The organism is Aureivirga sp. CE67 (assembly GCF_015767245.1).
GTDB lineage: Bacteria > Bacteroidota > Bacteroidia > Flavobacteriales > Flavobacteriaceae > Aureivirga.
This window is the reverse complement of sequence record NZ_JADOTV010000008.1, coordinates 137,506-160,514: the sequence shown is the minus strand read 5'-3', so window position 1 is coordinate 160,514 and position 23,009 is coordinate 137,506. Positions and strand designations below refer to the sequence as shown.

General features: G+C 27.2%; 32 protein-coding genes. 11 read left to right on the top strand and 21 right to left on the bottom strand.

Translation table 11 applies throughout. The features are described 5' to 3' along the window. Nucleotides 1-39 precede the first annotated feature (39 nt). The 19 genes from I0K12_RS11655 to I0K12_RS11565 form a co-directional block, all read right to left on the bottom strand. Nucleotides 40-564, bottom strand: a complete 525-nt coding sequence (locus tag I0K12_RS11655) for a hypothetical protein (RefSeq protein WP_196888254.1) — start codon at nucleotides 562-564, stop codon at nucleotides 40-42. Beyond that, nucleotides 527-769 carry a hypothetical protein gene (locus tag I0K12_RS11650; RefSeq protein WP_196888252.1) on the bottom strand — a complete coding sequence of 81 codons (243 nt, stop codon included), beginning with the start codon at nucleotides 767-769 and terminating at the stop codon, nucleotides 527-529. Before I0K12_RS11650 ends, I0K12_RS11655 begins: the two co-directional genes overlap by 38 nt. 198 nt (nucleotides 770-967) lie before the next feature. Further along, nucleotides 968-1,492, bottom strand: a complete 525-nt coding sequence (locus I0K12_RS11645; protein ID WP_196888250.1) for a hypothetical protein — start codon at nucleotides 1,490-1,492, stop codon at nucleotides 968-970. Beyond that, nucleotides 1,489-2,637: a toxin-antitoxin system YwqK family antitoxin gene (locus I0K12_RS11640; RefSeq protein ID WP_196888247.1), complete on the bottom strand. Its 1,149-nt coding sequence runs from the start codon at nucleotides 2,635-2,637 to the stop codon at nucleotides 1,489-1,491. The genes I0K12_RS11645 and I0K12_RS11640 overlap by 4 nt, the downstream gene beginning before the upstream one ends. Nucleotides 2,638-2,705: 68 nt before the next feature. Then, complete coding sequence (locus tag I0K12_RS11635) at nucleotides 2,706-3,287, bottom strand: hypothetical protein (RefSeq protein ID WP_196888245.1); 582 nt, start codon at nucleotides 3,285-3,287, stop codon at nucleotides 2,706-2,708. Between the two features lie 136 nt (nucleotides 3,288-3,423). Then, nucleotides 3,424-4,164: an NADase-type glycan-binding domain-containing protein gene (locus tag I0K12_RS11630; RefSeq protein WP_196888243.1), complete on the bottom strand. Its 741-nt coding sequence runs from the start codon at nucleotides 4,162-4,164 to the stop codon at nucleotides 3,424-3,426. Between the two features lie 224 nt (nucleotides 4,165-4,388). After that, entirely contained in the window at nucleotides 4,389-4,889 is a 501-nt protein-coding gene (locus tag I0K12_RS11625; protein ID WP_196888241.1) for a hypothetical protein, read from the bottom strand. A gap of 53 nt (nucleotides 4,890-4,942) precedes the next feature. Continuing rightward, entirely contained in the window at nucleotides 4,943-5,728 is a 786-nt protein-coding gene (locus tag I0K12_RS11620) for a hypothetical protein (protein WP_196888240.1), read from the bottom strand. Nucleotides 5,729-5,908: 180 nt separating this feature from the next. Next, nucleotides 5,909-6,424: a hypothetical protein gene (locus I0K12_RS11615; RefSeq protein ID WP_196888238.1), complete on the bottom strand. Its 516-nt coding sequence runs from the start codon at nucleotides 6,422-6,424 to the stop codon at nucleotides 5,909-5,911. An 18-nt stretch (nucleotides 6,425-6,442) separates the two neighbouring features. Next, nucleotides 6,443-7,003 carry a CPCC family cysteine-rich protein gene (locus I0K12_RS11610; protein WP_196888236.1) on the bottom strand — a complete coding sequence of 187 codons (561 nt, stop codon included), beginning with the start codon at nucleotides 7,001-7,003 and terminating at the stop codon, nucleotides 6,443-6,445. A gap of 270 nt (nucleotides 7,004-7,273) precedes the next feature. Beyond that, nucleotides 7,274-7,729: a hypothetical protein gene (locus I0K12_RS11605; protein WP_196888234.1), complete on the bottom strand. Its 456-nt coding sequence runs from the start codon at nucleotides 7,727-7,729 to the stop codon at nucleotides 7,274-7,276. Between the two features lie 288 nt (nucleotides 7,730-8,017). After that, on the bottom strand, nucleotides 8,018-9,937 hold the full coding sequence (locus tag I0K12_RS11600; RefSeq protein WP_231372750.1) for an AAA family ATPase: 1,920 nt from the start codon (nucleotides 9,935-9,937) through the stop codon (nucleotides 8,018-8,020). Next, nucleotides 9,927-10,448 (bottom strand): ABC-three component system middle component 5, encoded by a 522-nt coding sequence (locus I0K12_RS11595; protein WP_231372749.1) that lies wholly within the window; start codon nucleotides 10,446-10,448, stop codon nucleotides 9,927-9,929. Before I0K12_RS11595 ends, I0K12_RS11600 begins: the two co-directional genes overlap by 11 nt. Then, on the bottom strand, nucleotides 10,445-11,020 hold the full coding sequence (locus tag I0K12_RS11590; RefSeq protein WP_196888231.1) for an ABC-three component system protein: 576 nt from the start codon (nucleotides 11,018-11,020) through the stop codon (nucleotides 10,445-10,447). Before I0K12_RS11590 ends, I0K12_RS11595 begins: the two co-directional genes overlap by 4 nt. Beyond that, nucleotides 11,017-11,208 carry a hypothetical protein gene (locus I0K12_RS11585; RefSeq protein ID WP_196888230.1) on the bottom strand — a complete coding sequence of 64 codons (192 nt, stop codon included), beginning with the start codon at nucleotides 11,206-11,208 and terminating at the stop codon, nucleotides 11,017-11,019. The genes I0K12_RS11590 and I0K12_RS11585 overlap by 4 nt, the downstream gene beginning before the upstream one ends. Nucleotides 11,209-11,462: 254 nt before the next feature. Further along, nucleotides 11,463-11,972: a hypothetical protein gene (locus I0K12_RS11580; RefSeq protein ID WP_196888229.1), complete on the bottom strand. Its 510-nt coding sequence runs from the start codon at nucleotides 11,970-11,972 to the stop codon at nucleotides 11,463-11,465. Nucleotides 11,973-12,180: 208 nt separating this feature from the next. After that, nucleotides 12,181-12,516 (bottom strand): hypothetical protein, encoded by a 336-nt coding sequence (locus I0K12_RS11575; protein WP_196888228.1) that lies wholly within the window; start codon nucleotides 12,514-12,516, stop codon nucleotides 12,181-12,183. Nucleotides 12,517-12,939: 423 nt separating this feature from the next. Further along, nucleotides 12,940-13,242: a hypothetical protein gene (locus I0K12_RS11570; RefSeq protein WP_196888227.1), complete on the bottom strand. Its 303-nt coding sequence runs from the start codon at nucleotides 13,240-13,242 to the stop codon at nucleotides 12,940-12,942. Next, a complete protein-coding gene (locus tag I0K12_RS11565) occupies nucleotides 13,230-13,985 on the bottom strand; it encodes a LytR/AlgR family response regulator transcription factor (RefSeq protein ID WP_196888225.1) in 756 nt (251 codons plus the stop codon). The genes I0K12_RS11570 and I0K12_RS11565 overlap by 13 nt, the downstream gene beginning before the upstream one ends. Nucleotides 13,986-14,138: 153 nt before the next feature. Here I0K12_RS11565 and I0K12_RS11560 point away from each other — a divergent pair, with 153 nt between their 5' ends. From I0K12_RS11560 to I0K12_RS11510, 11 genes are all read left to right on the top strand, one after another. Next, entirely contained in the window at nucleotides 14,139-14,474 is a 336-nt protein-coding gene (locus I0K12_RS11560) for a tRNA-binding protein (protein WP_196888223.1), read from the top strand. Between the two features lie 12 nt (nucleotides 14,475-14,486). Then, on the top strand, nucleotides 14,487-14,933 hold the full coding sequence (locus tag I0K12_RS11555; protein WP_196888221.1) for an AAA family ATPase: 447 nt from the start codon (nucleotides 14,487-14,489) through the stop codon (nucleotides 14,931-14,933). Then, a complete protein-coding gene (locus I0K12_RS11550) occupies nucleotides 14,923-15,678 on the top strand; it encodes a tRNA(His) guanylyltransferase Thg1 family protein (protein WP_196888218.1) in 756 nt (251 codons plus the stop codon). Before I0K12_RS11555 ends, I0K12_RS11550 begins: the two co-directional genes overlap by 11 nt. A gap of 118 nt (nucleotides 15,679-15,796) precedes the next feature. After that, on the top strand, nucleotides 15,797-16,273 hold the full coding sequence (locus I0K12_RS11545) for a hypothetical protein (RefSeq protein ID WP_196888216.1): 477 nt from the start codon (nucleotides 15,797-15,799) through the stop codon (nucleotides 16,271-16,273). A 69-nt stretch (nucleotides 16,274-16,342) separates the two neighbouring features. Further along, nucleotides 16,343-16,999, top strand: a complete 657-nt coding sequence (locus tag I0K12_RS11540) for a hypothetical protein (RefSeq protein ID WP_196888214.1) — start codon at nucleotides 16,343-16,345, stop codon at nucleotides 16,997-16,999. Continuing rightward, nucleotides 16,983-17,933 (top strand): hypothetical protein, encoded by a 951-nt coding sequence (locus I0K12_RS11535; protein WP_196888212.1) that lies wholly within the window; start codon nucleotides 16,983-16,985, stop codon nucleotides 17,931-17,933. The genes I0K12_RS11540 and I0K12_RS11535 overlap by 17 nt, the downstream gene beginning before the upstream one ends. A gap of 7 nt (nucleotides 17,934-17,940) precedes the next feature. Further along, nucleotides 17,941-18,702, top strand: coding sequence for a hypothetical protein (locus I0K12_RS11530; RefSeq protein WP_196888210.1), 762 nt, complete (start codon nucleotides 17,941-17,943; stop codon nucleotides 18,700-18,702). Between the two features lie 4 nt (nucleotides 18,703-18,706). Continuing rightward, nucleotides 18,707-19,492 (top strand): hypothetical protein, encoded by a 786-nt coding sequence (locus I0K12_RS11525; RefSeq protein ID WP_196888209.1) that lies wholly within the window; start codon nucleotides 18,707-18,709, stop codon nucleotides 19,490-19,492. A gap of 54 nt (nucleotides 19,493-19,546) precedes the next feature. Continuing rightward, nucleotides 19,547-20,260, top strand: coding sequence for a hypothetical protein (locus tag I0K12_RS11520; RefSeq protein WP_196888207.1), 714 nt, complete (start codon nucleotides 19,547-19,549; stop codon nucleotides 20,258-20,260). Nucleotides 20,261-20,273: 13 nt separating this feature from the next. Next, the gene (locus I0K12_RS11515; protein WP_196888205.1) at nucleotides 20,274-21,032 is read left to right on the top strand and encodes a hypothetical protein; all 759 of its coding nucleotides are present in this window, start codon (nucleotides 20,274-20,276) and stop codon (nucleotides 21,030-21,032) included. 183 nt (nucleotides 21,033-21,215) lie between these two features. Next, nucleotides 21,216-21,380: a hypothetical protein gene (locus tag I0K12_RS11510; RefSeq protein ID WP_196888203.1), complete on the top strand. Its 165-nt coding sequence runs from the start codon at nucleotides 21,216-21,218 to the stop codon at nucleotides 21,378-21,380. 113 nt (nucleotides 21,381-21,493) lie between these two features. Here the strand turns inward: I0K12_RS11510 and I0K12_RS11505 are convergent, their stop codons facing one another. Together I0K12_RS11505 and truA are read right to left on the bottom strand one after the other, a co-directional pair. Next, on the bottom strand, nucleotides 21,494-22,018 hold the full coding sequence (locus I0K12_RS11505; protein WP_196888201.1) for a hypothetical protein: 525 nt from the start codon (nucleotides 22,016-22,018) through the stop codon (nucleotides 21,494-21,496). A 132-nt stretch (nucleotides 22,019-22,150) separates the two neighbouring features. Then, nucleotides 22,151-22,948, bottom strand: a complete 798-nt coding sequence (gene truA / locus I0K12_RS11500) for a tRNA pseudouridine(38-40) synthase TruA (protein ID WP_196888199.1) — start codon at nucleotides 22,946-22,948, stop codon at nucleotides 22,151-22,153. Between the last annotated feature and the right edge of the window lie 61 nt (nucleotides 22,949-23,009).

Sequence of the window (23,009 nt, the reverse complement as noted above, 5' to 3'; positions counted from 1 at the left end):
AATTGATTTTTAATTTAGCTCTTTGTTAGTTATCGTTTTTTATTTAGTGTTTAAATCTTTTTCAACTTTAATCCATTTTTTCTTTTCCCTATTAAAAACAAATCTTATATCTGGAACATATTTTCCATTTCCACAAGGTAATGCGATAAATGCTCTTTTAAAACGTATTTTCCCTTTAAAAAAATAAATTCCTCTTTTAGCATTTACGTGATAATATGTATAATTAATATCTATAGTATCTTTTCCTATTTGAAGATGATCAATAACTGCAATTCTTATTTTTCTACCATTTTTAAGTGCATATTTTGTAATATTTTCACTTTCCACATATTTATACTCGTTGTTTGTAAATTCATTCTTAATTCTTTCAATTCTATCATTTAATTCTATTGTTTCTTGTTTTAAATGATTTCTAAAATAATCACTATTTAATGCTTCAATATAGATTTTATCTAATTCTAATTGATTCAAATCTTGTGCAATAATTTTAATTTGAGTTAAAAATATAATTAACAGTATAATAATTTTACTTTTCATAATCTCTTTCATAGTTACTAATGTCATATTCTAAGTCTTTATTGGTCTTTTCATCTTGTTTAGTAAAATCTAAAACCTGAATTATAGCTCCTCCATTTTTGAGTTCTTTTTTGTTTTTATAGAAAACGATATTAGAATGATACTTCACAGCATTATTAATATCACCTTTCCAATTGTTTGGTTCCTTCACCTTGAATGAAAAGGTTTCACCATAAACTATTAAATTATCCATTTTTATTTGAGTCTAATTGTCCATATGATAAATAAGAAACTAAAAAAATAATGGTTGTACTCAGAATCTCTTTTATCTTTTTCATTTTATTGGTTGTATACAGTTAGTATATAAAGTGTAACTTGCCAATAAGCGACTATGATTTCATATACAGTGTTAGCGGTGTTTTTCTAGTTTTTCAATTGTAATTTTTATCAACTAACCAAATTCCTTTATGTCACCAGTCGCTCCATTAAAACTATATTCCATTCCATATTTGATTGGTTTTGAATTAGGTACATCAAGTTGAAATTCAAAGTACAAACCACATCCGTCATCACAGTCAGGACATCCATAAATGTTTCTATTACGATCAGATGCAAGTATTGACTTGGGAATCTTATTTATTAATTCAAAACTAATTTTTTCCGATTCTCTTGACATTTTAGTCTCGAACTTTAGTCCGCCATCTTTGAAATATGAATCGGTTTTATCGGTCCAAAATGTTGTCATATTTCCAATGAGATAATGTTTATACATTTTAGTACATTCATTGGCACATTCTCCACAATAATATCCATAAGCTACATATATTATTCTTGGTTCAATTTTTATCGAATCAGAATTAGTACCAATTTCAGACTCTTGGGTTATTTCAACTTTTTCAGACTCTTTCTCTTTTGTAACTGCATTACAGTTTGACAAAATTATCAGTAAAGAGAGAGTGAATATTTTAATTATCATTTTATTAAATATATTCGTTTTCTATAAACTTCTTTATCTGCAATAATTCCTTTTTCTAAAGCGTTTTTCAATGAATATTCGATTCCGTCATTATCGTAAAAACTCCATTCATTTGTCAATTCACCACAGTTGATATTTACACCACCTTCACAATTTGTCTTAATATTTTTTAAACCGTATTCGTAAATTCCGTTTGCTTTTATTTTTCCATTTGGATAATAATAGTTCCATTTTCCAATTTTGTATTCATAGTATGCAGTAAAAGGTAATGCTCCGCAAACAGTGTAATTTCCAGAGGTGAAATCTCCAGAAGATTTAATTTTTCCACTTTCATAAAATTCAGTCCAACTGCCGCTTCGTAGTCCGTTATTTAAATTACCGCTAATTTTTTTATTACCACTTGGATAATATTCAATGAATAAACCATCCTCAATTTTATCATTTGAATAGTTTAAAGCAAAACGTAATTGACCATTAGGATAATAATAGCTTAATGTTTTTGTTCTTTTTCCATAAGAGTTTTTAATTGCAGAATTACCAAGATTGATTTTAGTATTAGTAAAATATTCTTCAATTTTTATTTGACCGTTTTCGTAATATTCAGTCCACTTTCCGTTTTTAACTCCTGTCGAGTCATAAGTTTCAATCTTTTTTAAATTACCATTTTCATAAAATGATTTTCTATAAATTTTATTAGAAAAAACATGACCGTTTCTTGCAGTATCTAATTTATAGATCACACTATCTCTTATTTTTCCGTTTTCAAAATAATCAACTCTTAAGCCAGTGATATTTTCATCAAGGTAATTTTGGATTAATTCTATCTGTCCATTTTCATAATACTTACTGTACTTTCCGTTAAATTTACCATTTTTCAATTCGAAAACCTTAGCTGGAATAGAATCGTGGTTTTTATAAAACTGAATCCATTTTCCATCTGTAGATTCTTCTTTATTAAGCTGATACTTTTCCCTAATTTTGTTGTCTTTCCATGACAGAATATTAAAATTCATATATTTTTCATCGTGACTTTCGGGGTAAATAAAATAAGATTTACCTTGATATTCAGTAGAAGCTATTTTATCCTGACAATGGGAATGACTTAAATAGAAAAATAGCAATGTCGTTAGTAGTAGTTTGTTCATTTTCAAATTGGTGTCAACATTTGGCAAAGCTGCGTTTTAATGCAATTTAGTCTTTGTTGGACACAGTTTTATTTTTTTATATTTCCGTAATTTAAACCTAAATCTTTACTTAAATCTATTATGTTTTTTATTCCTTCATCACTAAAACCCCAGTCTACAGTTGGAATTTTAATAGATGATACTAAGTAGTTACAATCTAAACAAATATCAATTACTAATTTTACTTTTTCATTATCATAAAAAATAATTCCTTGATGAGGATTAAAACATTCATACTGTTCACTACCATATGTTTCTGGATTTGTCAATAGGTTTACTAACCTATAAATCTGTTCTATATTTAATTTCTTTTGATTTGTTATTACATCTGAATATTTATTGTTTTTTTGATTAAATACAGATTTCCAAGGAGTTCCTTCAAAATCATATGCAATAACCTTATTAAATTGAAGAGTATCAAAAGGTTTATTTTTTAATTCTTTAATTTCATAAGAATCTGCTTTAATTAAATAATCTAAAATTTGACTCTCATTTAAATAAGTTTCTTTTTGATCACTTAAAAGAACTGATTTATAATTACTCACACTACTTAAACTAAAAGACAACAATATTCCAAAAATTAATATTATACTCTTAAGTCCTTTTTTCATTTTTTCATTTTTTTTCAAAACTAATTGTTTCTAAGTTTTTAATCTCTTCTTAATTTATTTTAAGTTGTGTCCAACGTATAGGAGCAAGGTGCGAGCAAATCTTTCACTTTACTTGGTGTTTGCAAGTCGTATTTTTTTAATGTGTATTGTCGCCATCAAAGTATATTTCTGTTATTGCAGTGTCATTATATTTTTCCCCATTATAGACTTCAAGAATTTCGAATTTTAAAATTAAATCTTTCTCATTTTTATCATGCTCTATAATTCCAACATTAAACACTTGATCCTTTTTTGTGTCTTTTAAGTTTAGTATTGCAAAAAACTCATTGTTAATGTACATTTTTATTTTTTTGACTCTGTTATTGTTTATCCATGATTTATTTGACTTTACATAACCATTAGAGATAATTACTCTAGAAAATGACTGACTACCGTTTTTAAAATAATATTCTAAATATTCTCCAATTCCACTATCATTTCTCCCTTCAATCCATGCTGTCTCATAACTTAAATCATTAGCTGATTTAGCATTATAATCATATTTATTTGTGCTTTTTAAACTAGAAGAAGAAACAACTTTATAATTACTTTCTCCACAATACCAGCTACAGCCTTTGTCTAGGACTTCCCAGCCAGTTACTATCATTTCACCATATTTTTTAAGTAATTTGAAATATTCTTTTTTTTCTCTTTCAGCTAATTTACCATGATAACTTTTTTTTTGAAGTTCATTTTTCCGATAGATCTCTTTTCTTCTTTTTAAACTTCTGTCTTTTTCAATTAATTTATATGGTTCAATTATTTTTTCTTTTTTTTGCTGAATTTCTTGAAAAAGAGGAATAAAAATAATGGTCAGAATGAGTATTTTGAGTTTCATCTTTTAGTTGTATAAATGCTTGCTAAGCATAACCATAACAGGAATTCCTGTCATTTCTCTTATAACTGTAACTATAATATTTCTGTAAATTTTGAATTTTCATAGCAGCAGATGTCCAAATATATATGAATCTGAAATTTTTAACAAATAAAAGATTTAAATAAACTTTAATATTGTTTTACTTAATTTTTAATTTAGTTCTTTGTTATAGACTTTTTATTTTATTATTTACAATTCGGATAAAGAATAACTGTTCCTTTATCTTTTTTATTTAAATCAGATTTTATTTCAAATTGACATTCATTTTTAGTTAGCCAGATTCTATTTTTTGAACAGGATTCTATAAAAAAGCGATTCTCATGATTATAAATCCCACTTTCTATTTCTTTTGTAATTATTTCTTTATCATTAGTTAAAAAATAAAATCGGTCTTTAAAAGTTGGTATTTCCGTCACTTCAAAATTTTCAATTTCTTTAAATCCTTCTGTATTTTTAAGAATTTCTATTATTTCTTTTTGGTACACAGGAACACTTTCATTTCCTCTGATTAAAATTACTTTCTCCCATTCAAAGTTTGTAATTGATGAAAGGTCAAAAACATTTTTCTCATTTTTAAAAGCATTTAAATTTTTATTTGTAATACCATTATAAAATCTTTTTTCGAAATTATTACAACTTGAAAATAGAATTAAACTCAATATTATTACACAATTAAATTGCTTCATTATTTTGTAATTGGCTATAACGTATTAGAGTAAGAAGCGTGCGAAACATGCTTTTACTTGGTGTTAGTCACTGTTTTTTTTATTTCTTTAAAAATTCCATAATCTGAAAATTCGTTCTCATAAATAATTGAATCAGGTTCCATGAAGTAAGTTCTCAAACAAGCTGTAGCCAAGTTCTCATTATTAGAAACGTCAGAAATATCAGTCAGAGGATTGCCTTTTTTTACCAAAACCATTTCTTCAATTTCAAGTCGATATAATTTACCGATGGAATCAGAAACTATTTTAATATTTCCTTTTTTGAATCCAATCTTTGTGCTATCAGTTTTTGAATTTCCAAAAACTTTGTCTAGACCTAAAAAAAATAAACTGTCTTTAGTCTCGATAAATGAATTGAATTTGTATTTATTTAGCATGCAAGGTCCAGAAGAAGAATAGCTGTTATAAAAAGTCGTGTTGACATCTATATTCTCAAAAGTCATAGATTTATTTCTAATTTTTTCTTTTAAATCTCTAGTCTCGGGTCTTACGAAAGCTACTCCATTAATATTCTTATTTGTAATATTTTCGATATATGAAAAGGGAATTTTATCAATTTTCCTAAAATCAAAGTCTTTTGTCGTTCTTAAAATTGTATTTCCTGTTGTATTCCCATCTCTTCCATACCAAATATCATAATCAACAAGCAACAAATCACTTCCTTCAATCTTCTGAGTGAATAAAGTCACAGAATCCTCACTGTCCCAGCTTATAAAAGCTAAGAATCCGAAAAATATTAGTACTGGAATCAAAATTATTCCGATTATCATTCCTAAAGTTTTTAAAATCCTTTTTTTCATTATTGTATGTTCATTTTGGTAGTTGTAGTCTGCCTAAATAGTATCTAACGTCTCGGCTATGAACAGTTGCGTGTGTTAATACGAGCTTTTGCAAGTACACGACAAGCTGAAAATTCTGCAAGAATTTACAAGATAAGCCTGTAATAGCAATTGTTTATAGTCATTGTTGTGCGTTCGTTTTTATTTAATCTTTCTAAGTACTTTTTTTAATTTTCTGTTGCTATTCAAAATAACAACTCCGCATTGTGCAATTGTTCCATAATTCGAAATTGCCTTATTTCCAGTAACAATTTCAATTGACTCAATTGTTTCAATAGTCAAGTATTTTAATACAAATGAATAATTCGGATACTGATTCAAGTCTAACATATGTAATACCTTCTTTTGCTTTAAGAAGAAAAGAGTTTTACATTTTGTAGCCTTTTCGATTAAATCATTTACATTACCACCTTCACTTACTTTGATGAATATTTTTTCCGAAATATCAGCTTTAGAGACTATTGAATCAATCCGTATTTTTTTCTTTATTAATTCAAGTTTAGATTCTTTTGAATTTATTTCATCAAGCTTTTGTATCCAAATCAAGTTTGATTCTTTTGATGTTAAAGAATCGATATTTTGTCCAAAACAAATTGAAGTTTTTAAACTCAGTAATATTAGTATTAGAAATAATCTCATTTCGTTAGTCTTTTTCATAAAAGTTTAATTGAGTGACTAATGTTTTTCATATTTAAAATTTCCTTCTGGATCAACAAATTTCTTGAATCTTAAATCCATTACTCCATGTTTATTAAAGTTTCTTTTAGCTAGGTCAAGAGTCATTCCATTTGGACCCGATCCGAAATTTTCCCAAAAGCAAACAGGGCAAATTTCACATAAACCATCTTCTCCTAGACTTATTGTTAAGTAATCGCAACAAGGACAAGGGTCAAGAAGTTCTTTTTTTCCTGTTAAATCATCTACAATAACATTAGCTACCTCTTTTAATTTGAAGATTAAATATTTATTAGTCGAACCATATAAAATGGAACTTAAATATTCTTGATAAATTAAGTCGAATTCCACGTGATTTATTTCAACGGGCTTTTCATTATTTACAATCAATTGAATTATGTAATCACTAAATTTTGGAAGTTCATTATTCTCAATTTCTTCTCTAATATCAATTTCATTCTCATAATAAAAATATTCCTCTAAAATTTCATATTTAAATTCATTTGAGAGTGTGAATAATTGTCGATTGACTATAATATTTTTCGCTTCTTTTCTTGTCATTTTTTAATGAAACACAACATAACCATAACAGGAATTCCTGATATTTCTCTTATAACTGTAACTATAATATTTCTGGATATTTTAAATTTCATAGCAGCAGATGTCCAAATATATATGAATCTGAAATTTTTAACAAATAAAAGACTTAAATATTTAAAAGCTGATGAATACTGGTTTTAAAGTTGTTGAAAACAAAAAAGCATATCAAAATATTATTCTAATATGCTTGGATAAATATTGTATAAACTTTAAGACTGTTTTACTTGGTTTTTAACTCAGTTCTTTGTTGGCGGTAGTTATTTTACTATTTTCAATATTATATGTAAGTTGTTTTTCATCTCTTTTTCTATTTTGAAATAGAATTTCATTATTGTATATAATTTGATATGATTTCTCCAAATCAATAGAATCTAAAATATTTTTATTCAAATCATATAAAATTAATTTTTTTGAATAATTCTTTAAGTTTGTTTCTAATTCTATGATGTATTTTTTTCTCTGAAACGATTGATAGCTAATAAATTTAGAATTTGTATTATTTTTTTCTTCTTCTAAATCATATAATATTTTTAGTTCTTCATTATTTATTATATGTGAACCATTTAATTTTTCATCATCATCTTGATTTTTAGTTATTTTATATTCATGATTACATCCAAGAAGAAGTATGAATGTAATAAATAGTGTCAATATTTTTATTTGTTTTATATCAATAATTTTCATCATATTCTTTAAAAAATTTCGGAGATGTTATTATTTTTATTATTTCTGTAACTATAATATTTCTGTAAATTTTGAATTTTCATAGCAGCAGATGTCCAAATATATATGAATCTGAAATTTTTAACAAATAAAAGGTTTAAATATTTAAAAGTAGATAAATACTGGTTTTTAAAGTTGTTGAAAATAAAAAAGCATATCAAAATATTATTCTGATATGCTTAGATAAATATTGTATGAATTTTAAGACTATTTTACTTGGGTTTTAACTCAGTTCTTTGTTGGCAGCTGGTTTTACTTTATTTTTAAACTTGGATTATCTTCTGTATATGAATCTCCTACACAATAAGATGTATTATCTAGATCTTCTGGAATAAAAGAAGTGGTATAAATCAATTGAAAATTTTCTTTATTACTTTTTTCGGCTTGTTTAATTATAATTTTTTGAAAATTTTGCGCACGTTCTTTTTCTATTCCTTTATCCTCCATATTATCACAAAAAATGAATCTAGGATAACGCATTTTTTCAATTTCAAGAGATGCAAGAAAAATAGAAAATCTAGCTGCTGTTTTTAAATAAAAATTTGAACTAGCAGAATACTTTGCATCTTTATCAGAAATAAAGGCAAGATTATTTCTATAATCAATATTAAATTCTTTTGCTTCTGCAAAATCTTGTTGTCTTCTTAAGTCATTATTTAAGAGAAATAATCCTTTTTCTTCTATTTTATTATTGGTAGAATATTTTAACTTCTCTTGTTCTGAGCGCAAAGAATTTATTTTAAAATTAAGAAATTCGAATTCAACACCTAATTCTGTTTCTTTTTGAATTAGACTTTGATATAATTCAGCATTTTCAAGTAAAGTTCTAAGCTGAATAATTTCACCTTCAATAAATCCTATATCAGACAGCAATTTATCTATCTTCTCATCACGAACAGATTTAACATCTTTTAAAGATTGATTTACCTTTTGTTGTAATTGAAATAAATTTATTTTCTCAGATTCAAATGATGTTTTTAAATCAATTAATTTTCTTTCTTTTTTAGTAAGTAAAGAAATTGATTCTTTTTGCTGAAAACTAAGTTCTTGCTCTATTTTTCTTGCTTGTGTTATTCCATAACTTTCATCCACTTCTTGTTTGCATAATTTACAAAGAGAAGTATCTTCCATTTTTATATCAGATAAACATTCTGGACAGTATTCCAAAGGGAATTCACCCAAAAAATCCCTTGTTATTATTGAATTATTAATAGCTTTTATTTTTTTACTTAATGATTCAATAAAATATTTAGAATCTTCAATTTCAAACTGAAGATTTCTCGTATTTGATTCAATTGAATTTACCTTTTCTCTTTGAGTAATAACCTGTTTATTAAGTTCTTCAAATTCTAATTTTGTTTTTTTTGTAAACCTAACAGCTTTATTATTATTCTTTAAAACTATTAATTCAGTTTCAATTTTATTTAATTCTTTTTCTTTATTTTCAATTTTTGTAAAAATATTAGCAGGAATTAAATCATGAAGATTTTGTGTGAATTTTCGAATAACCTTAATTTCACTCTTTATACCGCTTAGCTCTTTTTCAACTTCTACTTTTCGCTGTTTACTGTCGTATAAATCTTGATTATAAACTCCCAATAATAAATCAGAGACAGTTTCTCTTGTCATAGATGAGTCAAATTGTTCGTATAAAAATAAAGAGCTTGTTGGAGAATCTTGATCTACATATATTAATCTCAATAATTGATGCATGGTAATATTATTATCACCTTTAACAATGGGAATATTCAATGTATTAAACAATACATTTGAATAACTCTTTTTATCTGGATATGTTTGGTATCCATACTTATGCCATTCATGTTCGATCTCTGTATTTTTTAATTCTTCTAAACTACCCCAATAAATATATAAAGGTTCTTGTGGGTTTGCTTTCTTAGTTTTATCACTAAAATTTAATTCTCTTTTTAAAACTATTGTAGCGCCATTTAATTCTACTTCAGATAATACATACGAACACTGTTTAGCTTCTTTAACCCAATCATTAAATGCACCACCTAATACATAAAATATAAAGTGGGTAATTGTAGATTTCCCACTACTATTATCGCCACGAATTATGTTAATTCCTTTATGAAATTCTTCATTATATGCTATTTTTCCTGAGTTTGTATAGATTATTAATCTATTTAGAAATAAATTATTGTGCATCATATTTACTTTCTAATAATTTTGATCTATCTTTTAAGCCATATTCCCCATATAATGACATTTGATAGAAATGAGATGTGAGTAATTTAATTGTATTTTCTTCTTGGTTAGTCAACTTCTCTAATTTACTAATGTAATCTTCAATAAGTTCCGAAGAAATTGAATTAATTCTATTTGTAGTTAAATAATCTTTATTAACTATACCATAAGAAGCTAAACTTTTAATAGCTGTCATTTGATATGGTTTTATTTTTTCAAACATTTTCCTATCATCAATAACTTCCTCGTAAGGATTATCAGCTCTGATTATAAAAGAATTAATTAAATTCTTTATATCTTTCTCATTTCTTCTTAATTTCAAATTTGAAAGCTTATTTGGAAAAAGCATATAATAATCCCAGATACGCAATCTATCTATTTCTATTTGGTCACCTCTTTTGAAATAACCTAATAATTGTATCATTCTGTATACTGTATGATACAAATCAAAAGCTTGGTGATAAATAATCATAATTTCCACTTTATATGGCATTGCCCTGTTAAAAAATGAATCATTCCTTCAATTTCCGTTGAAGATAACCCCATTATATCATCACAACCCTCTTCTTGAATTAAATTTACAATTGGAGCTGTAATCTTCTCAGACATTGCTGATAATATTACTTTTTCAGATTCATTTTGACGTATTAAAGGATAAATTATATTTCTAAACCTTTCATATACAATACCTAAAATAAAAGCATGAATTTCTTGAGCAGGTTCAAAAAATTGATATTTAGTTAATTTCCTAAAATATTGATCTTTAAGCCATAAAAAATCTTCAGTTAAATGCTCTCTATTTGCATCTTTTAATTTTTGTTCAATACTAATTCTATCTCGTCCATCTTTATATCTTTGTAAATCATCTGATATTCTTGTGATTTTATCATCTTCTTCAAACTTCTCTTTTAATGATTCAAATAAAAGTGAAAGTTTACCTTTTTTTGATACAAAAAAATTATTTTGTGAATTATCATCTCCAGCAACTATTTTACTTTTATTGCCACTAATTTCAACACCTTCAAAGGTTCTCTTTTGAATCATCTATTTTTTGAATTATCATCTCCAGCTACTATTTTACTATCATTTCCTGATACATTAACATTAGTAAATGAATTTTTAGTTGTCCTTTTCTTAGTTTTTTTAATTGTAATTAATGCTCCACTTACAATTATTGTAAGAACAGCAATTAAAGCAATGATTATTTTAGTTGTGTTTTCATCAAAATTCATAGTTTCTTTTTTATTGTTTGTTTTTATTTTTACTTGCTGCCAACGTTTAGTATATGGCAAGTAGGGCAGTATAAAGCGATAAACTTTCAATTTTGCACTGAGCCAAAACGTTGTATTTTGTTTTTATCTTATTCATTTTAAAAGCCAAATCAACGATTTGGCGGTGTTGGTAAATAGCACTAAACTTTCTTAAACCACCAAACGCCCTATTTGCTATATACAGTGTTACCCACTGGTATTTACAATACGGTTTCTTATTCCCAACTACCTCTTGTCGACTTAATGTTAACAGAAACAGAAATTAACTTATCACCTATTTTTGATGCCAAACAGGCTTTTAGTGCTATTTCCGCAGCTGCAGCCGCAGCACTACCACCTGAGGCAACACCTGCTATTAAAGCGGCAATTGCTGATTGCTTTAAACATTCTTCTAAGGCGTTTTTAGCGTTAGTGCCAGATATTGTAGTCACTCTTACGTGACCAATTCTATAAAGCCATCTATAATTTATTGTCCAACCCACACAAATTTTCACTCCTGGTAAAGGTTTTGACCATTTTCCACATTTTTTTCTAGTATGAGGAGGACTGGTAGGGTCTTTATATTTGAAAATTACACGGTCATAGACAACATTAGCATCTTCTGCTGAATCTGCTTCCATTAATTCAAAAGCACCTGCATTTTCATCATCTAAGTTGTCAAAGTCGGTCAATTGGGGTGGAGTCAAGTCCCCTATGTAAAGTTCTCCTTCAAATTTTTCTGCCATTTATTTAAATTTTAATTGTTAATATTCTGAATTCACGTCATTTTATTTTGCTTGTGGGTAACATAACTACAACAGGAATTCCTGTTATTTCTATTATATCTGTAACTATAAAATTTCTGTAAATTTTAAATTTTCATAGCAGCAGACGAACAAATATATAAGAAACTTTAAATTTTAACAAATTAAGATTTAATAATTTAAATCGAAGCTATAAAAGCTTATGGAGTCTAGGTTTTTTAAAACAGAATTTAAATGAATATATCTTATTAATTATTGTAATAAATTGAACGACAATTCCACTATGAGGAATTGCTCCGACAGTTACATTTATGACAAATCCACCATGAGGAACTACTCCGACACTTTGAGGAATGACTCCGACAGTAGCATTTATGACAAATCCACCATGAGGAACTACTCCGACACTTTGAGGAATGACTCCGACAGTAGCATTTATGACAAATCCACCATGAGGAACTACTCCGACACTTTGAGGAATGATTCCGACAGTAGCATTTATGACAAATCCACCATGAGGAACCACTCCGACACTTTGAGGAATGACTCCGATGGTTACATTTATGACAAGTCCACTTGTTTTTATTTGTAAGCGGTTTTGAGGAATAGGTGTTTTGGTAGGAGTAGAGGCCTTCGACTTCGCTCAGGCACCGATAAATCCGCTCAAGTGCCATCGAGAACCTCAGGCACCTTCGAGAACTTCTGGTACTGTTGTGGTTTTCCTTGCGAAAGGGATTGTAGTGGAAAGCTTTTGTTTTTTCAAAAATTAGTGTTCTTGGCAAAAGGAGGCGACCAACGGAAGCCCACGGATTGTCTAGAAAAACTTTTTTTGAAAAACAAAACTTGGAACGAAAAGCCCGACCTTTTTCTGAGTTTTTCGAAAACGAAGAAAAATGGTTTCGCCCTAACAAAATCAAAAAATCTTCTTTTTACTAAAGGAGTTTTTTGTTTATTTCAAGTGTTCTTTTAGCCAGACAGAATCTTTTGCTTTGTTGGTATAATTCCAAATAAGTTCTTCTGAAATGTTTTTGGGAATTAAGATTTTTCCATTTTCAGATTTCCAGTCTACGTTGTAATAATTTAAAACCTTTTGGATGTTTTTGTTTAGTTTTTCTGAAGCTTTTTCTGTGGAATATTTTCCATTTTTAAGCGTAAGTGGTTTGAACTCTTCATAATTGGAACAATAAACAAAAAGGCTCATCAGTAGAATGAAAAAGAAATATTTTAGATATGTGACTTTTAGCCCAACCATTCTTTGAATTTTTTTACTTTTTCTCTACTTACAATAATTTCTTCTTCGTTGTAGTTTTCTAAGATCAATTTTAGACGACTATTGGTGTAGGAAACGATGTCTTTAATGGCGTTGATATTGACAAAAAACTTACGATTGACACGGAAAAACACTTCATCTTCCAATTGACTTTCTAGCTGTTCTAGAGGAATATCAAGCAGATAATTTCTTTTTTCGTTGGTGTAGATATAAGTCGATTTGTTCTCTGAATAAAAGCACTCGATGTCTGAAACTTGAATCACTTTTAGGTGTTGTCCAACTTTTACAGTGAATCGTTTTTTATAATTTTTCTCGAACGGATTGCTTAAAAGTTGCTGGATTTGCGATAAATCAATCTGTGGATTTGCAGCAATTTGATTGTTCTTTTTATATTTTTCGATAGCAACTTCTAGCTCGTCATCATCAATAGGTTTCAATAAATAATCGATGCTGTTTAGTTTGAAAGCTTTCAGTGCATATTCGTCATAAGCAGTAGTGAAAATGATAGAACTGGTGATGTCTACTTCTTCAAAAATCTCAAAGGAAAGTCCGTCAGAAAGTTGGATGTCTAAGAAAATTAAATCCGGATGTTTGTTGGCTTGAAACCATTCAATCGATTCTTTTACAGAATGTAACATCGTGTTGGTGTGCAATCCGAAATCTTCTAAAAGTCGCTTTAATCTTCTAGCAGCAGGTTTTTCGTCTTCTATGATTATGATATCCATTTTGAAATGTTCTATTTTTTGGGGAAGTTACTTCTTTTTTGTGAAATTCTAGAATCAACGATATTAAAGAATAATTTTTTTAATTTATCCTGAAAACATTTAATAGAAGAAAAGTAAATGTATATTTTAGCTTTCCAGTAAAAATTAAAGGTTATGAATGAAATAAATTGGCAAGATTTTGCGAAAGTAGAAATGCGAGTTGCTACAATATTGAAAGTAGAAATATTTAAAGAAGCTAGAAATCCTGCGTATAAAATAGAATTGGATTTCGGAGAATTTGGAATAAAGAAAACTTCTGCGCAAATCACAAAATTATACCAACCAGAAGATTTAATAGGGAAACAAGTAGTTGCTGTAGTGAATTTTCCTCCAAAGCAAATTGCAAACATAATGAGCGAGTGTTTACTTTTGGGAGCTGTAGGAGAGAAGCAAGAAGTGACAATTATTTCTCCAGAAAGAAAAATTAAAAACGGGCTGCGAATTGCTTAAAATAATAAAAAAATGCAAGCAATATTATTTATAGGAATACAAGCTACAGGAAAATCGACTTTTTATAAACAGAATTTTTTTAATTCTCATGTCCGAATAAGTTTGGATTTACTGAATACGAAAAATAAACAACAAAAGTTTCTTGAAACTTGTTTTGAAACAAATACACAATTTGTTGTAGACAATACAAATGTTGAAAAAGAGAGAAGAAAATATTTCATAGATTTAGCAAAAGAAAATAAATATAAAGTGATTGGATATTATTTTAAATCGAATATTCAAGAGGCTTTAGAAAGAAATTCGTTGCGAAAAGGAAAAGAGAAAATTCCGAATGTTGGTTTGTTTTCTACAAGAAAAAAATTAGAACTTCCAAATTATGAAGAAGGTTTTGATGCTCTTTATTTTGTAGAAATAATAGAGAATGAATTTGTAATAACAGAATGGAAAAATGAAATTTAACGATTTAGATAAGAAATTAAGAATATACGAAACTGCCAATGATTATAATGTTCCGTTAGGATTTTATATTGTAGCAAGAATTGATGGAAGAGGATTTACAAAATTAACCAAGAAAACACATGATTTTGAAAAACCATTTGATCCGAAATTTCGAGATATGATGGTAGAAACTACAAAACATTTGATGAATTGTGGTTTTAAGATTAATTATGCATACACGCAAAGTGATGAGATCTCGCTTCTTTTTGATTTGAATGAAGGATCATTTGGTAGAAAAACTAGAAAATTGAATTCGATTTTGGCAGGTGAAACGAGTGCGAAATTTTCTCTTTTGCTGGGAGATTTAGCAGCTTTTGATTGTAGACTTTCGGTGTTGCCAAATAAAGAAGAAGTAATTGATTATTTCCGTTGGAGACATCAAGATTCACAGAGAAATTCTCTAGAAGCACATTGTTATTGGTTTTTGAGAAAAAAAGGTTTTTCGGCAAGAGAGGCTTCAGATAAAATTTTAGGAACTTCTACTTCTTTTAAAAATGAGTTTTTGTTTGAAAATGGAATCAATTATAATGATATACCAAATTGGCAAAAACGAGGAATTGGTTTTTATATGGGAAAAGTGACCAAAGAAGGTTTTAACCCAATAAAAAAGGAGAAAACATTTGCGATAAGAAATGAAATAATCATGAATTCTGAATTGCCAATAAAAGATGAATACACTAATTTGTTGAGAGAAATAATACTATAATATTAGATGTTGTACCGTCAGATTTTGAATACAAATTAACAAGTTATAGGGCTGTGTTATGTATTATTTAAAATTTTAAAAGGGATAATGTTTATTGGAAAAATACAAACCAACCAAAATGAAGCTATTTAAAAACAAACTCCATTTACTATTACTACCATTAATTTTATTGTTTCTAGTCATAGGAATCTTTAGGAATGAAGAAAAATTAGATATCAATATTCATGATACTTATTTTGTGATCACATATGACTATTTAATGATTTTTTCAGCATTATTTATACTTTGTTTGCTTGTTATTTACTGGGGAATGATGAGGTTGAAATTTCGTTTTTCTTCGTGGATGAATTTACTATCTATATTGACTCTTTACATTGGGTTTATTTTGATTTTAATACCAAATTTATTTTTAGGATTTTTTACATCTGATAATTCCTACGAAAGTTCTTTTCCATTATTTTCAGATCTGGCAGAAATAAACATAGTTATAACAATAGGAGCTATAGTTTTTGCTTTAAGTCAAGTTTTCTTTGGGTTTTCATTTTTAGTTGCTGTTTTCAGAAAAATAAAAGATTTGATAAAAGCGAGATTATAAATCTTATTTTATATTTGAAACATGAATACACTTTACAAAAGTGCATTAGAATAAAAAATAAAAAAAGCTATGATTACAGGAAGTGGTTCTGGTAAAATTAAATCGGAAATTAAGACAGAAATAGAATGTCCAAATTGCAAAGAAAAAGGGTATTTAGAATTAATAATTTCAAGATGGCATTTTCATGTTTTTTGGATTCCTGTTTTTCCTTTTTGGAAATATGGTAAAGGGAAATGCAATTTCTGTAATTTTAAATTTTTAGGAAAAGATAAAAAGATTTCAGATGAAATAAAATACGAACTTTCCGTGATGAAATCGAAAGCAAAAGGTCCGATTTGGCAATTTTCAGGATTGTTTATAGGTGTTTTTTTATTGATAATGCTCTTTACGTTAAGAGGAGAATTTAAAGATGAATATGCAAATTATATTGAAAATCCGAAAGTAGGAGATGTGTATAATTATCGAAAAGAAAATTTAAAATATTCGACAATCAAAGTGATGGAAATTCGAAAAGATACTTTGGTCGTGAAATATAATTTGTTTTCTGTGGAAGATATTTTTGACATGGATGATATTACGGATGATATTAATTATTCTTTTGATAATTATATAATGACGCATAAAGAAATCCGACAGTTATTTCAAGAAAATGTCATTTATGCTGTTGATAGAAATAATTTTATAAAATCGGAAAAAGAACCTATAGAATATGAAAAAGAAAATTGATTTATTAAAAGAATTAAATCCTTCAACAAAGGGAAGAGTTTTAATATTAAATTATTTAATTGCGATTTTAGCAGTTTTTTGTTTGCTAGGATTACTCTTTTTTACGAGAGATACATTACGTTTTTTTCATGAGCTTAAAAGTGGTTTTCTAAGTGAACCAATTTATTTTTCGATTCAAATTCTGTTGAATTTATGCTCATTTTACTTTTTTACAGGAAGCATTGGAAAAGATATTTTTGAAGAAAATAAATCACCAAGATTTTCGGTTTTTAAAGGCTTTTTGAAAATGTCATTTTTGATGTTGCTGATTGCCATGTTTTCAGAAATAATTTATAGAACTATTACATATGGTTTTGATTTAGAATTTTTGCTTTTGGATATGTGGATTTGGTTGATCTCAGGAATCGGAATTTTTATAATTCCTGGAGGTATTCTAGGTTTTGGGGTTGGATTTTTAATCGAAAAACAATTTTTAAGATGTAGGAAATTAAGTAAAATATTCATTGTTTTCATTTTATTGGGGACAACAATTTCGAGTTGTGCTATAGAAAAATTGAATTATAACAGAGAAAAACTTATTTCTTTAAATTCTAAGAATTTTAAGGTGTTTTTGGATGGCACAGAAATAGAAATGAAGAACTATTTATTGAATAAAAAGAAAATAGAGGAAATAGTTTTGAATAGAAAAAAGAAGCGTATTGATATTTACCAAAAATATGACACAAAATATATAAGTACGAATGTTTTATATGATAGTTTGGTTGAAAAAGATGATTTATGGTGGACGTTGCTTGATGGAGTCCCAGATTCAGATAGTTTGATGATAGATGTATCTGAAATAAAAAGTTATAGAATCAAGGAAGTGAAAAATAATACGAATATAATTATTTGTAGACCACTGAAACCAATGTTGTATTTAGAGTTAAATTATTGATGAAAAAATGAGAAAAATTAAAAATTTGAATATTCTCTTTTTCATATTTTTCTGTTTTAATACAGCCAGTGCAGAAGTTTTAGATATAGATTTCTATCAATTAATTTTTGCAGCAGATGAGATTGTTTATGGAGAAATTATTGAAATGAATGAAACAACATATCTTTTAAAAATTGAAGAAAATTTAACTTCAGATAAAGAATTTATTATTGTTAGAAAATATGAGGATTTTCCCTGTAGAGGAAGATGGAGTGAATATGAATTAAATCAGAAATTATTTTTGTTTTTAGAATGTATAGAAGATGAGTATTTTGATTTATTTGATGCAAATCAAGGAGAACTTCCGATAGTAGGAGAATCAGTTTACTTAGATGGTTTCATTTTACCAGCAGATCATTCTAAGTTAAAATATCAAGACATAAAAGAAGAAGAGCATGAGATTTTTTTTGATAAAAAACATTATGAAGTTTATGGAAGAGAGTATTGGGGACTTAAACATAATTTGAAATCTTTTGTACAAGAAGTGAAATTTATAAAAAACAACATAACTTATGAAAAATATATATTTGGAAGAAAATATCGTTGTCGTAGATTTGTTTCTTATAAATGGACACTAAAATGTAGTGAAAAAGAATTTGAAAAAAGAGCAGAGAATTCCAAAATTATTAGATTGATTTATGCAAATTATTGTAATGGAAAAAAAAAGTATACAGAAACTTATTTTAAGTTTTTAATACAAAATAATTTTTTGAAATTAGGTTATTTTTAGATTTATGTATTTTAAATTAGTTCTTGAAAAAAGTAATTTTAATTGGAATTTTGTTCCATTAACAAGTAAAATATTAAAAGTAAAATATAATTGGTTATCAAGAAAATATGATGATTCTTATATAGAAGAAAATAAAAATTTGCTATACGATTGGGCTTATGAAAGGAATTTGAAAAACATATTTTATCTGTCAACTTACTTTAATAATTCTGAAAAGTTAATGCTTTGGAATTCTCAGAATGATAATTTTCAATTTGATGAAATTCAGTTAAAAATGATTCAAGAATTTTGCTATTCAGATGTCAAAATTGATTTTTCATTTGAAGAGTTATTAGATCAAAGTAATTATGAAACACTTTTAGATTTTATTTTAATTATTTTGGACAGAGCATTACTTTGGCATGATCCAGATCCTTCTTGGAAGAGCGATTTTTATTTCATACTGAATAATTGTTTTGAAAAAAAGAAAGAAATCAACTTTGAAAATTTAAAATGGGAAGAAGAGGATTATAACATCAAAGGACACTATTTTGTTTCAGAGGAAGAATTTACAGGAACCTATTATAAATTTGAGAATTTAATCCAAAATATGAATGACGGTAAAATAATTTATGATGTTAGATTACTTGCCAAACAAACTCTTGAAACTTTGAGAAACTCTATAATTAAATCTCATGAATTTTATTCTTCAAACTTAACTAAGAAAGATTTTGATTTAAAGATTGATACTATAATTGAAAAAGAAATGCATTGGTCTATGAGCAAGTTGTTTAAAATGAATAACAAATAAAATTACTTTTTAAAATAAACTAACATATAAAATAATAAACTAAAAAATTAAATGATGAAAAATCAAATTTATCTGGTGCTGCTATTGCTTTGTTCTACAATTTCTTATGGGAAAATAAATAATTTTAAACAAAATGAACCGAAAAAGAAAACATTGAAATCTATATTACCTTCGAATCAGATTCCTGTAGACTTTAGAGTTTTCGAAAAATATGGTGGTGATTTAAATGGAGATGGAAAAATTGACAGTGTTTTTATTGTTAAGAGAACATGTCCAGAAATCATGGAAGCAAATCAATGGGGGCAATTAGTAAATCGAAATAAAAGAGGAATTATGGTTTTTTTTCAACAAAATAATCAATGGATTTCTGTATTGGAAAATTTATCCTGTTTTCTTTCTGAAAATGAAGATGGAGGAGTTTATATGCCACCTATGCTAAGTTTGGATATTGAAAAAAATAAATTGTTTGTGTTTTATTCTCATGGAAGATATGGAAGTTGGAGTTATACTTTTAGGTTTAATAAAAAGAAATCGGATTTTGATTTAATTGGATATGATAATACTAGTATGTATGGCCCGGCGATATTAAGCTCAACAAGTATTAATTTTTTAACGAAAAAAGAAAAAACTCGAAAAAACCCAAACAAAAATATAAATCCTCAGAATCCGAATAAGAAGGCTTTTGTTGAAACTTGGAGAAATATTGATGTAGATAGAATTATTCAATTATCTGAGATCGAAAATTTCGATGAATTGGATTTACCTTAAAAAAAGAAAACATATGAAAAAAATCCTTTATTTACTAAGCTTTTCAATCCTAATCAGTTGTTTTATTTCTTGCAAGGAAAAAATAACACAAAAAAATAATGCAACAAAATTTCTGAATCAAATGGGAATTCAGGAATCTGATGAAAATTTATCCATTCATGAATATAAACCTGTAGCGATAGATTGGTTTTCTAAAGAACATAAAACTGCTCCAGAAATTGAAATATCTACTAACGATGATGCTACAAAAAATTTGAGTGTAGTATTTGTTGAAGACATCGAAAATGTTACTCTTGAAAGAGTTTCTGTTTTCTCAATTCTTTCATACGAAGAAGGAAATCCAATAAAGGAAGCGTTGTTAAGTAAAGAATTATGTGCGTTTTTAAACAAAGAAGATAAATACACTTTTGAGGAAGACTTTAATGCTTATAAAGTAACAGATTCAACTGAAATTGTGGAGGTTTTTGATAATTTGAAGAAAATAATAGGCTCTAAAAAACCAATTGATTTTGAAAAATTAAGAAAGGCTGAAGAACCAATTGAAAATTTAAATTATCTTTTGGAAATAATGCAACTTAATAATGCAGAATTTTCAAAGTATGAGATTAGAGAGTACCTAAATTATTGTTTAGAAAACGAAGGAAAAGAATATATCGAAAGTTTGAAAAAAGCAGTTCGTTCTAATGGTTTTGAAAAAATTGATCCAGAATATAAACTGTCAAAAAAAGATATCAAAAATATAAAAACTTCTATTTTAGTTTTTAAAATTTAAACCAAAGAAGAAGTAGTTTTTTAGAATGAAAATTATTGAAAAATCTAATAAATATTTGAAAATCAATTGTAGTTTACTATTAATTTTATGGAGGATTGATAAAAAACTAAAATATTGTTCATTAGTTGGAAAATAAATAGTACTTTTGGCTTGAAAATACTATTAAAACAAAAATTACCAGTTATGGATTTTTCTCAATTTTCAGGTTTTTTAGCTTTCTTAACTGTTTTAACAACAGGATTTTGGTTAATGATTTTCTTATTAACGTTTGCAGTTCCTTATTGGATTATTGGAAACATTATGGAAATTCGTAAATACAAGAAGCTAGAAAAACAAGCTAAGAAATAAAAGATATTTTCTAAAAGTATAAAATCTCATTGTGTTTTATGCACGATGGGATTTTTTTTGCCCAAGATCATATTAAAAAAGCCTAATCTTTTTTGGATTAGGCTTTTGTTATTTTAAACAATTTTCAAAGTATTCAGAAAAGGATTTTCATCTTCCATCAATAATTTAATGGAAATAAAATAATCCGTTTCAAAAGTGATTACTCGAATATCTTCAATGTAAAAATCACAATCAAATTCTGTATCAATTATACCATCTGATTTTACAGAGTCAATTCTTATTTTTTCAGTATTCGAATTTCTTAATCTACCATAAAACAACTCTGTATCATCTTCATCCTGAAATTCAAATAAACCGTATTTTTTCTCAGACCATTTTAAGAATTCTACGGTATCCAAAAACGCAAAACCTTCAGGAATTTTAGCTTCTTCTTTTTTTAGTTTTAAAACTCTTTCAATCAGTTTTTCTTCATCTCCATGAATTTTTTCTTCTACAAATTCTTTTTTCAAAATTTTAAAACCATCCAGCTGATAATCCGCAGGTATGTTTTTTATCAAAATCCAATCCTCGTTTTCAGCTAAAAGAACACCTTGTTCTGTGTCTTCCCATTCTGAAATTTTATATGTTTCTACTCTCATATTATTATTAAATATTTTCACATTTAATTTTGTGAAAAATAAAGATTATTAAGTTCCCCTCTTGAGAGGGGCTAGGGGTGTGTTTTATATTAAACAAAATATTTTAATTAGAATCTAAATTTAAAATGATTATTATTTATCCAAACCAAACTTCAAAAGCTTGATTAAATTATGTGCATCTTTCAATTCCAAAAACGGATATGTAATTTTACTCAAAAACAGACCATTTGGAAAAGCCGCCTGGCGAACTTTATATTCTTTTTCAAGATTAACAATTTGCTGAAATTCCTCCACAGAAATTTTTCCAGTACCAACCTCCAACAAATAAAAAACACAAATTCGAATCATTTTCCTCAAAAAACGATTAGAAGAAATTGTAAATCGCAATCTTCCTTGTGCTTCGTTCACAAATAAATCACAATTTGTAATCATACAAAGCGTATTGTCATACAATTCAGGTTGCTTACACAAAGCTCTAAAATCATTGGTGTTTCGGATAATTTCAACAGTTTTTTTCATCGCTACAAAATCCAAATTTTCGTATTCATAATAAGAACTATAGAAAGACAAAGCCGGATCTTTTCGCCAATGAATAAAATAATCATACGTACGAATATCTGCATCATAACGACAATGTTGATTTTCTTCCACTTCGAAAATCTCAAAAACGGCAATACTATTCGGTAAATTTTTGTTCAAGCGAAATTTTAAATCAAACGAAGGAGCTTCCTCCACCTCAAATTGAATCACATACTGACTCGCATGCACTCCAGCATCCGTTCTCCCACAACCGTAAACCGCAATATTCTTTTTAAACAAACGAGAAAGCGTTTGCTCAATCACTTCTTGCACCGTGTTTTGCGTACTTTTTTGTCGCTGCCACCCACTGAATTTTCCACCATCAAACCCTAAATGTATAAAATATCGCATTTGTAATTTATTAATATTCTCAAGCTTTCAAAGGTAAAAAATATTTGGGCGTTTCCATTTT

Excerpts from the sequence above, each read along its gene's own strand:
- I0K12_RS11655 (WP_196888254.1), bottom strand. The coding sequence starts at position 564 with ATGACATTAGTAACTATGAAAGAGATTATGAAAAGTAAAATTATTATA.
- I0K12_RS11650 (WP_196888252.1), bottom strand. The coding sequence starts at position 769 with ATGGATAATTTAATAGTTTATGGTGAAACCTTTTCATTCAAGGTGAAG.
- I0K12_RS11645 (WP_196888250.1), bottom strand. The coding sequence starts at position 1,492 with ATGATAATTAAAATATTCACTCTCTCTTTACTGATAATTTTGTCAAAC.
- I0K12_RS11640 (WP_196888247.1), bottom strand. The coding sequence starts at position 2,637 with ATGAACAAACTACTACTAACGACATTGCTATTTTTCTATTTAAGTCAT.
- I0K12_RS11635 (WP_196888245.1), bottom strand. The coding sequence starts at position 3,287 with ATGAAAAAAGGACTTAAGAGTATAATATTAATTTTTGGAATATTGTTG.
- I0K12_RS11630 (WP_196888243.1), bottom strand. The coding sequence starts at position 4,164 with ATGAAACTCAAAATACTCATTCTGACCATTATTTTTATTCCTCTTTTT.
- I0K12_RS11625 (WP_196888241.1), bottom strand. The coding sequence starts at position 4,889 with ATGAAGCAATTTAATTGTGTAATAATATTGAGTTTAATTCTATTTTCA.
- I0K12_RS11620 (WP_196888240.1), bottom strand. The coding sequence starts at position 5,728 with ATGAAAAAAAGGATTTTAAAAACTTTAGGAATGATAATCGGAATAATT.
- I0K12_RS11615 (WP_196888238.1), bottom strand. The coding sequence starts at position 6,424 with ATGAAAAAGACTAACGAAATGAGATTATTTCTAATACTAATATTACTG.
- I0K12_RS11610 (WP_196888236.1), bottom strand. The coding sequence starts at position 7,003 with ATGACAAGAAAAGAAGCGAAAAATATTATAGTCAATCGACAATTATTC.
- I0K12_RS11605 (WP_196888234.1), bottom strand. The coding sequence starts at position 7,729 with ATGATGAAAATTATTGATATAAAACAAATAAAAATATTGACACTATTT.
- I0K12_RS11600 (WP_231372750.1), bottom strand. The coding sequence starts at position 9,937 with ATGCACAATAATTTATTTCTAAATAGATTAATAATCTATACAAACTCA.
- I0K12_RS11595 (WP_231372749.1), bottom strand. The coding sequence starts at position 10,448 with ATGATTATTTATCACCAAGCTTTTGATTTGTATCATACAGTATACAGA.
- I0K12_RS11590 (WP_196888231.1), bottom strand. The coding sequence starts at position 11,020 with ATGATTCAAAAGAGAACCTTTGAAGGTGTTGAAATTAGTGGCAATAAA.
- I0K12_RS11585 (WP_196888230.1), bottom strand. The coding sequence starts at position 11,208 with ATGAATTTTGATGAAAACACAACTAAAATAATCATTGCTTTAATTGCT.
- I0K12_RS11580 (WP_196888229.1), bottom strand. The coding sequence starts at position 11,972 with ATGGCAGAAAAATTTGAAGGAGAACTTTACATAGGGGACTTGACTCCA.
- I0K12_RS11570 (WP_196888227.1), bottom strand. The coding sequence starts at position 13,242 with ATGGTTGGGCTAAAAGTCACATATCTAAAATATTTCTTTTTCATTCTA.
- I0K12_RS11565 (WP_196888225.1), bottom strand. The coding sequence starts at position 13,985 with ATGGATATCATAATCATAGAAGACGAAAAACCTGCTGCTAGAAGATTA.
- I0K12_RS11560 (WP_196888223.1), top strand. The coding sequence starts at position 14,139 with ATGAATGAAATAAATTGGCAAGATTTTGCGAAAGTAGAAATGCGAGTT.
- I0K12_RS11555 (WP_196888221.1), top strand. The coding sequence starts at position 14,487 with ATGCAAGCAATATTATTTATAGGAATACAAGCTACAGGAAAATCGACT.
- I0K12_RS11550 (WP_196888218.1), top strand. The coding sequence starts at position 14,923 with ATGAAATTTAACGATTTAGATAAGAAATTAAGAATATACGAAACTGCC.
- I0K12_RS11545 (WP_196888216.1), top strand. The coding sequence starts at position 15,797 with ATGAAGCTATTTAAAAACAAACTCCATTTACTATTACTACCATTAATT.
- I0K12_RS11540 (WP_196888214.1), top strand. The coding sequence starts at position 16,343 with ATGATTACAGGAAGTGGTTCTGGTAAAATTAAATCGGAAATTAAGACA.
- I0K12_RS11535 (WP_196888212.1), top strand. The coding sequence starts at position 16,983 with ATGAAAAAGAAAATTGATTTATTAAAAGAATTAAATCCTTCAACAAAG.
- I0K12_RS11530 (WP_196888210.1), top strand. The coding sequence starts at position 17,941 with ATGAGAAAAATTAAAAATTTGAATATTCTCTTTTTCATATTTTTCTGT.
- I0K12_RS11525 (WP_196888209.1), top strand. The coding sequence starts at position 18,707 with ATGTATTTTAAATTAGTTCTTGAAAAAAGTAATTTTAATTGGAATTTT.
- I0K12_RS11520 (WP_196888207.1), top strand. The coding sequence starts at position 19,547 with ATGAAAAATCAAATTTATCTGGTGCTGCTATTGCTTTGTTCTACAATT.
- I0K12_RS11515 (WP_196888205.1), top strand. The coding sequence starts at position 20,274 with ATGAAAAAAATCCTTTATTTACTAAGCTTTTCAATCCTAATCAGTTGT.
- I0K12_RS11510 (WP_196888203.1), top strand. The coding sequence starts at position 21,216 with ATGGATTTTTCTCAATTTTCAGGTTTTTTAGCTTTCTTAACTGTTTTA.
- I0K12_RS11505 (WP_196888201.1), bottom strand. The coding sequence starts at position 22,018 with ATGAGAGTAGAAACATATAAAATTTCAGAATGGGAAGACACAGAACAA.
- truA (WP_196888199.1), bottom strand. The coding sequence starts at position 22,948 with ATGCGATATTTTATACATTTAGGGTTTGATGGTGGAAAATTCAGTGGG.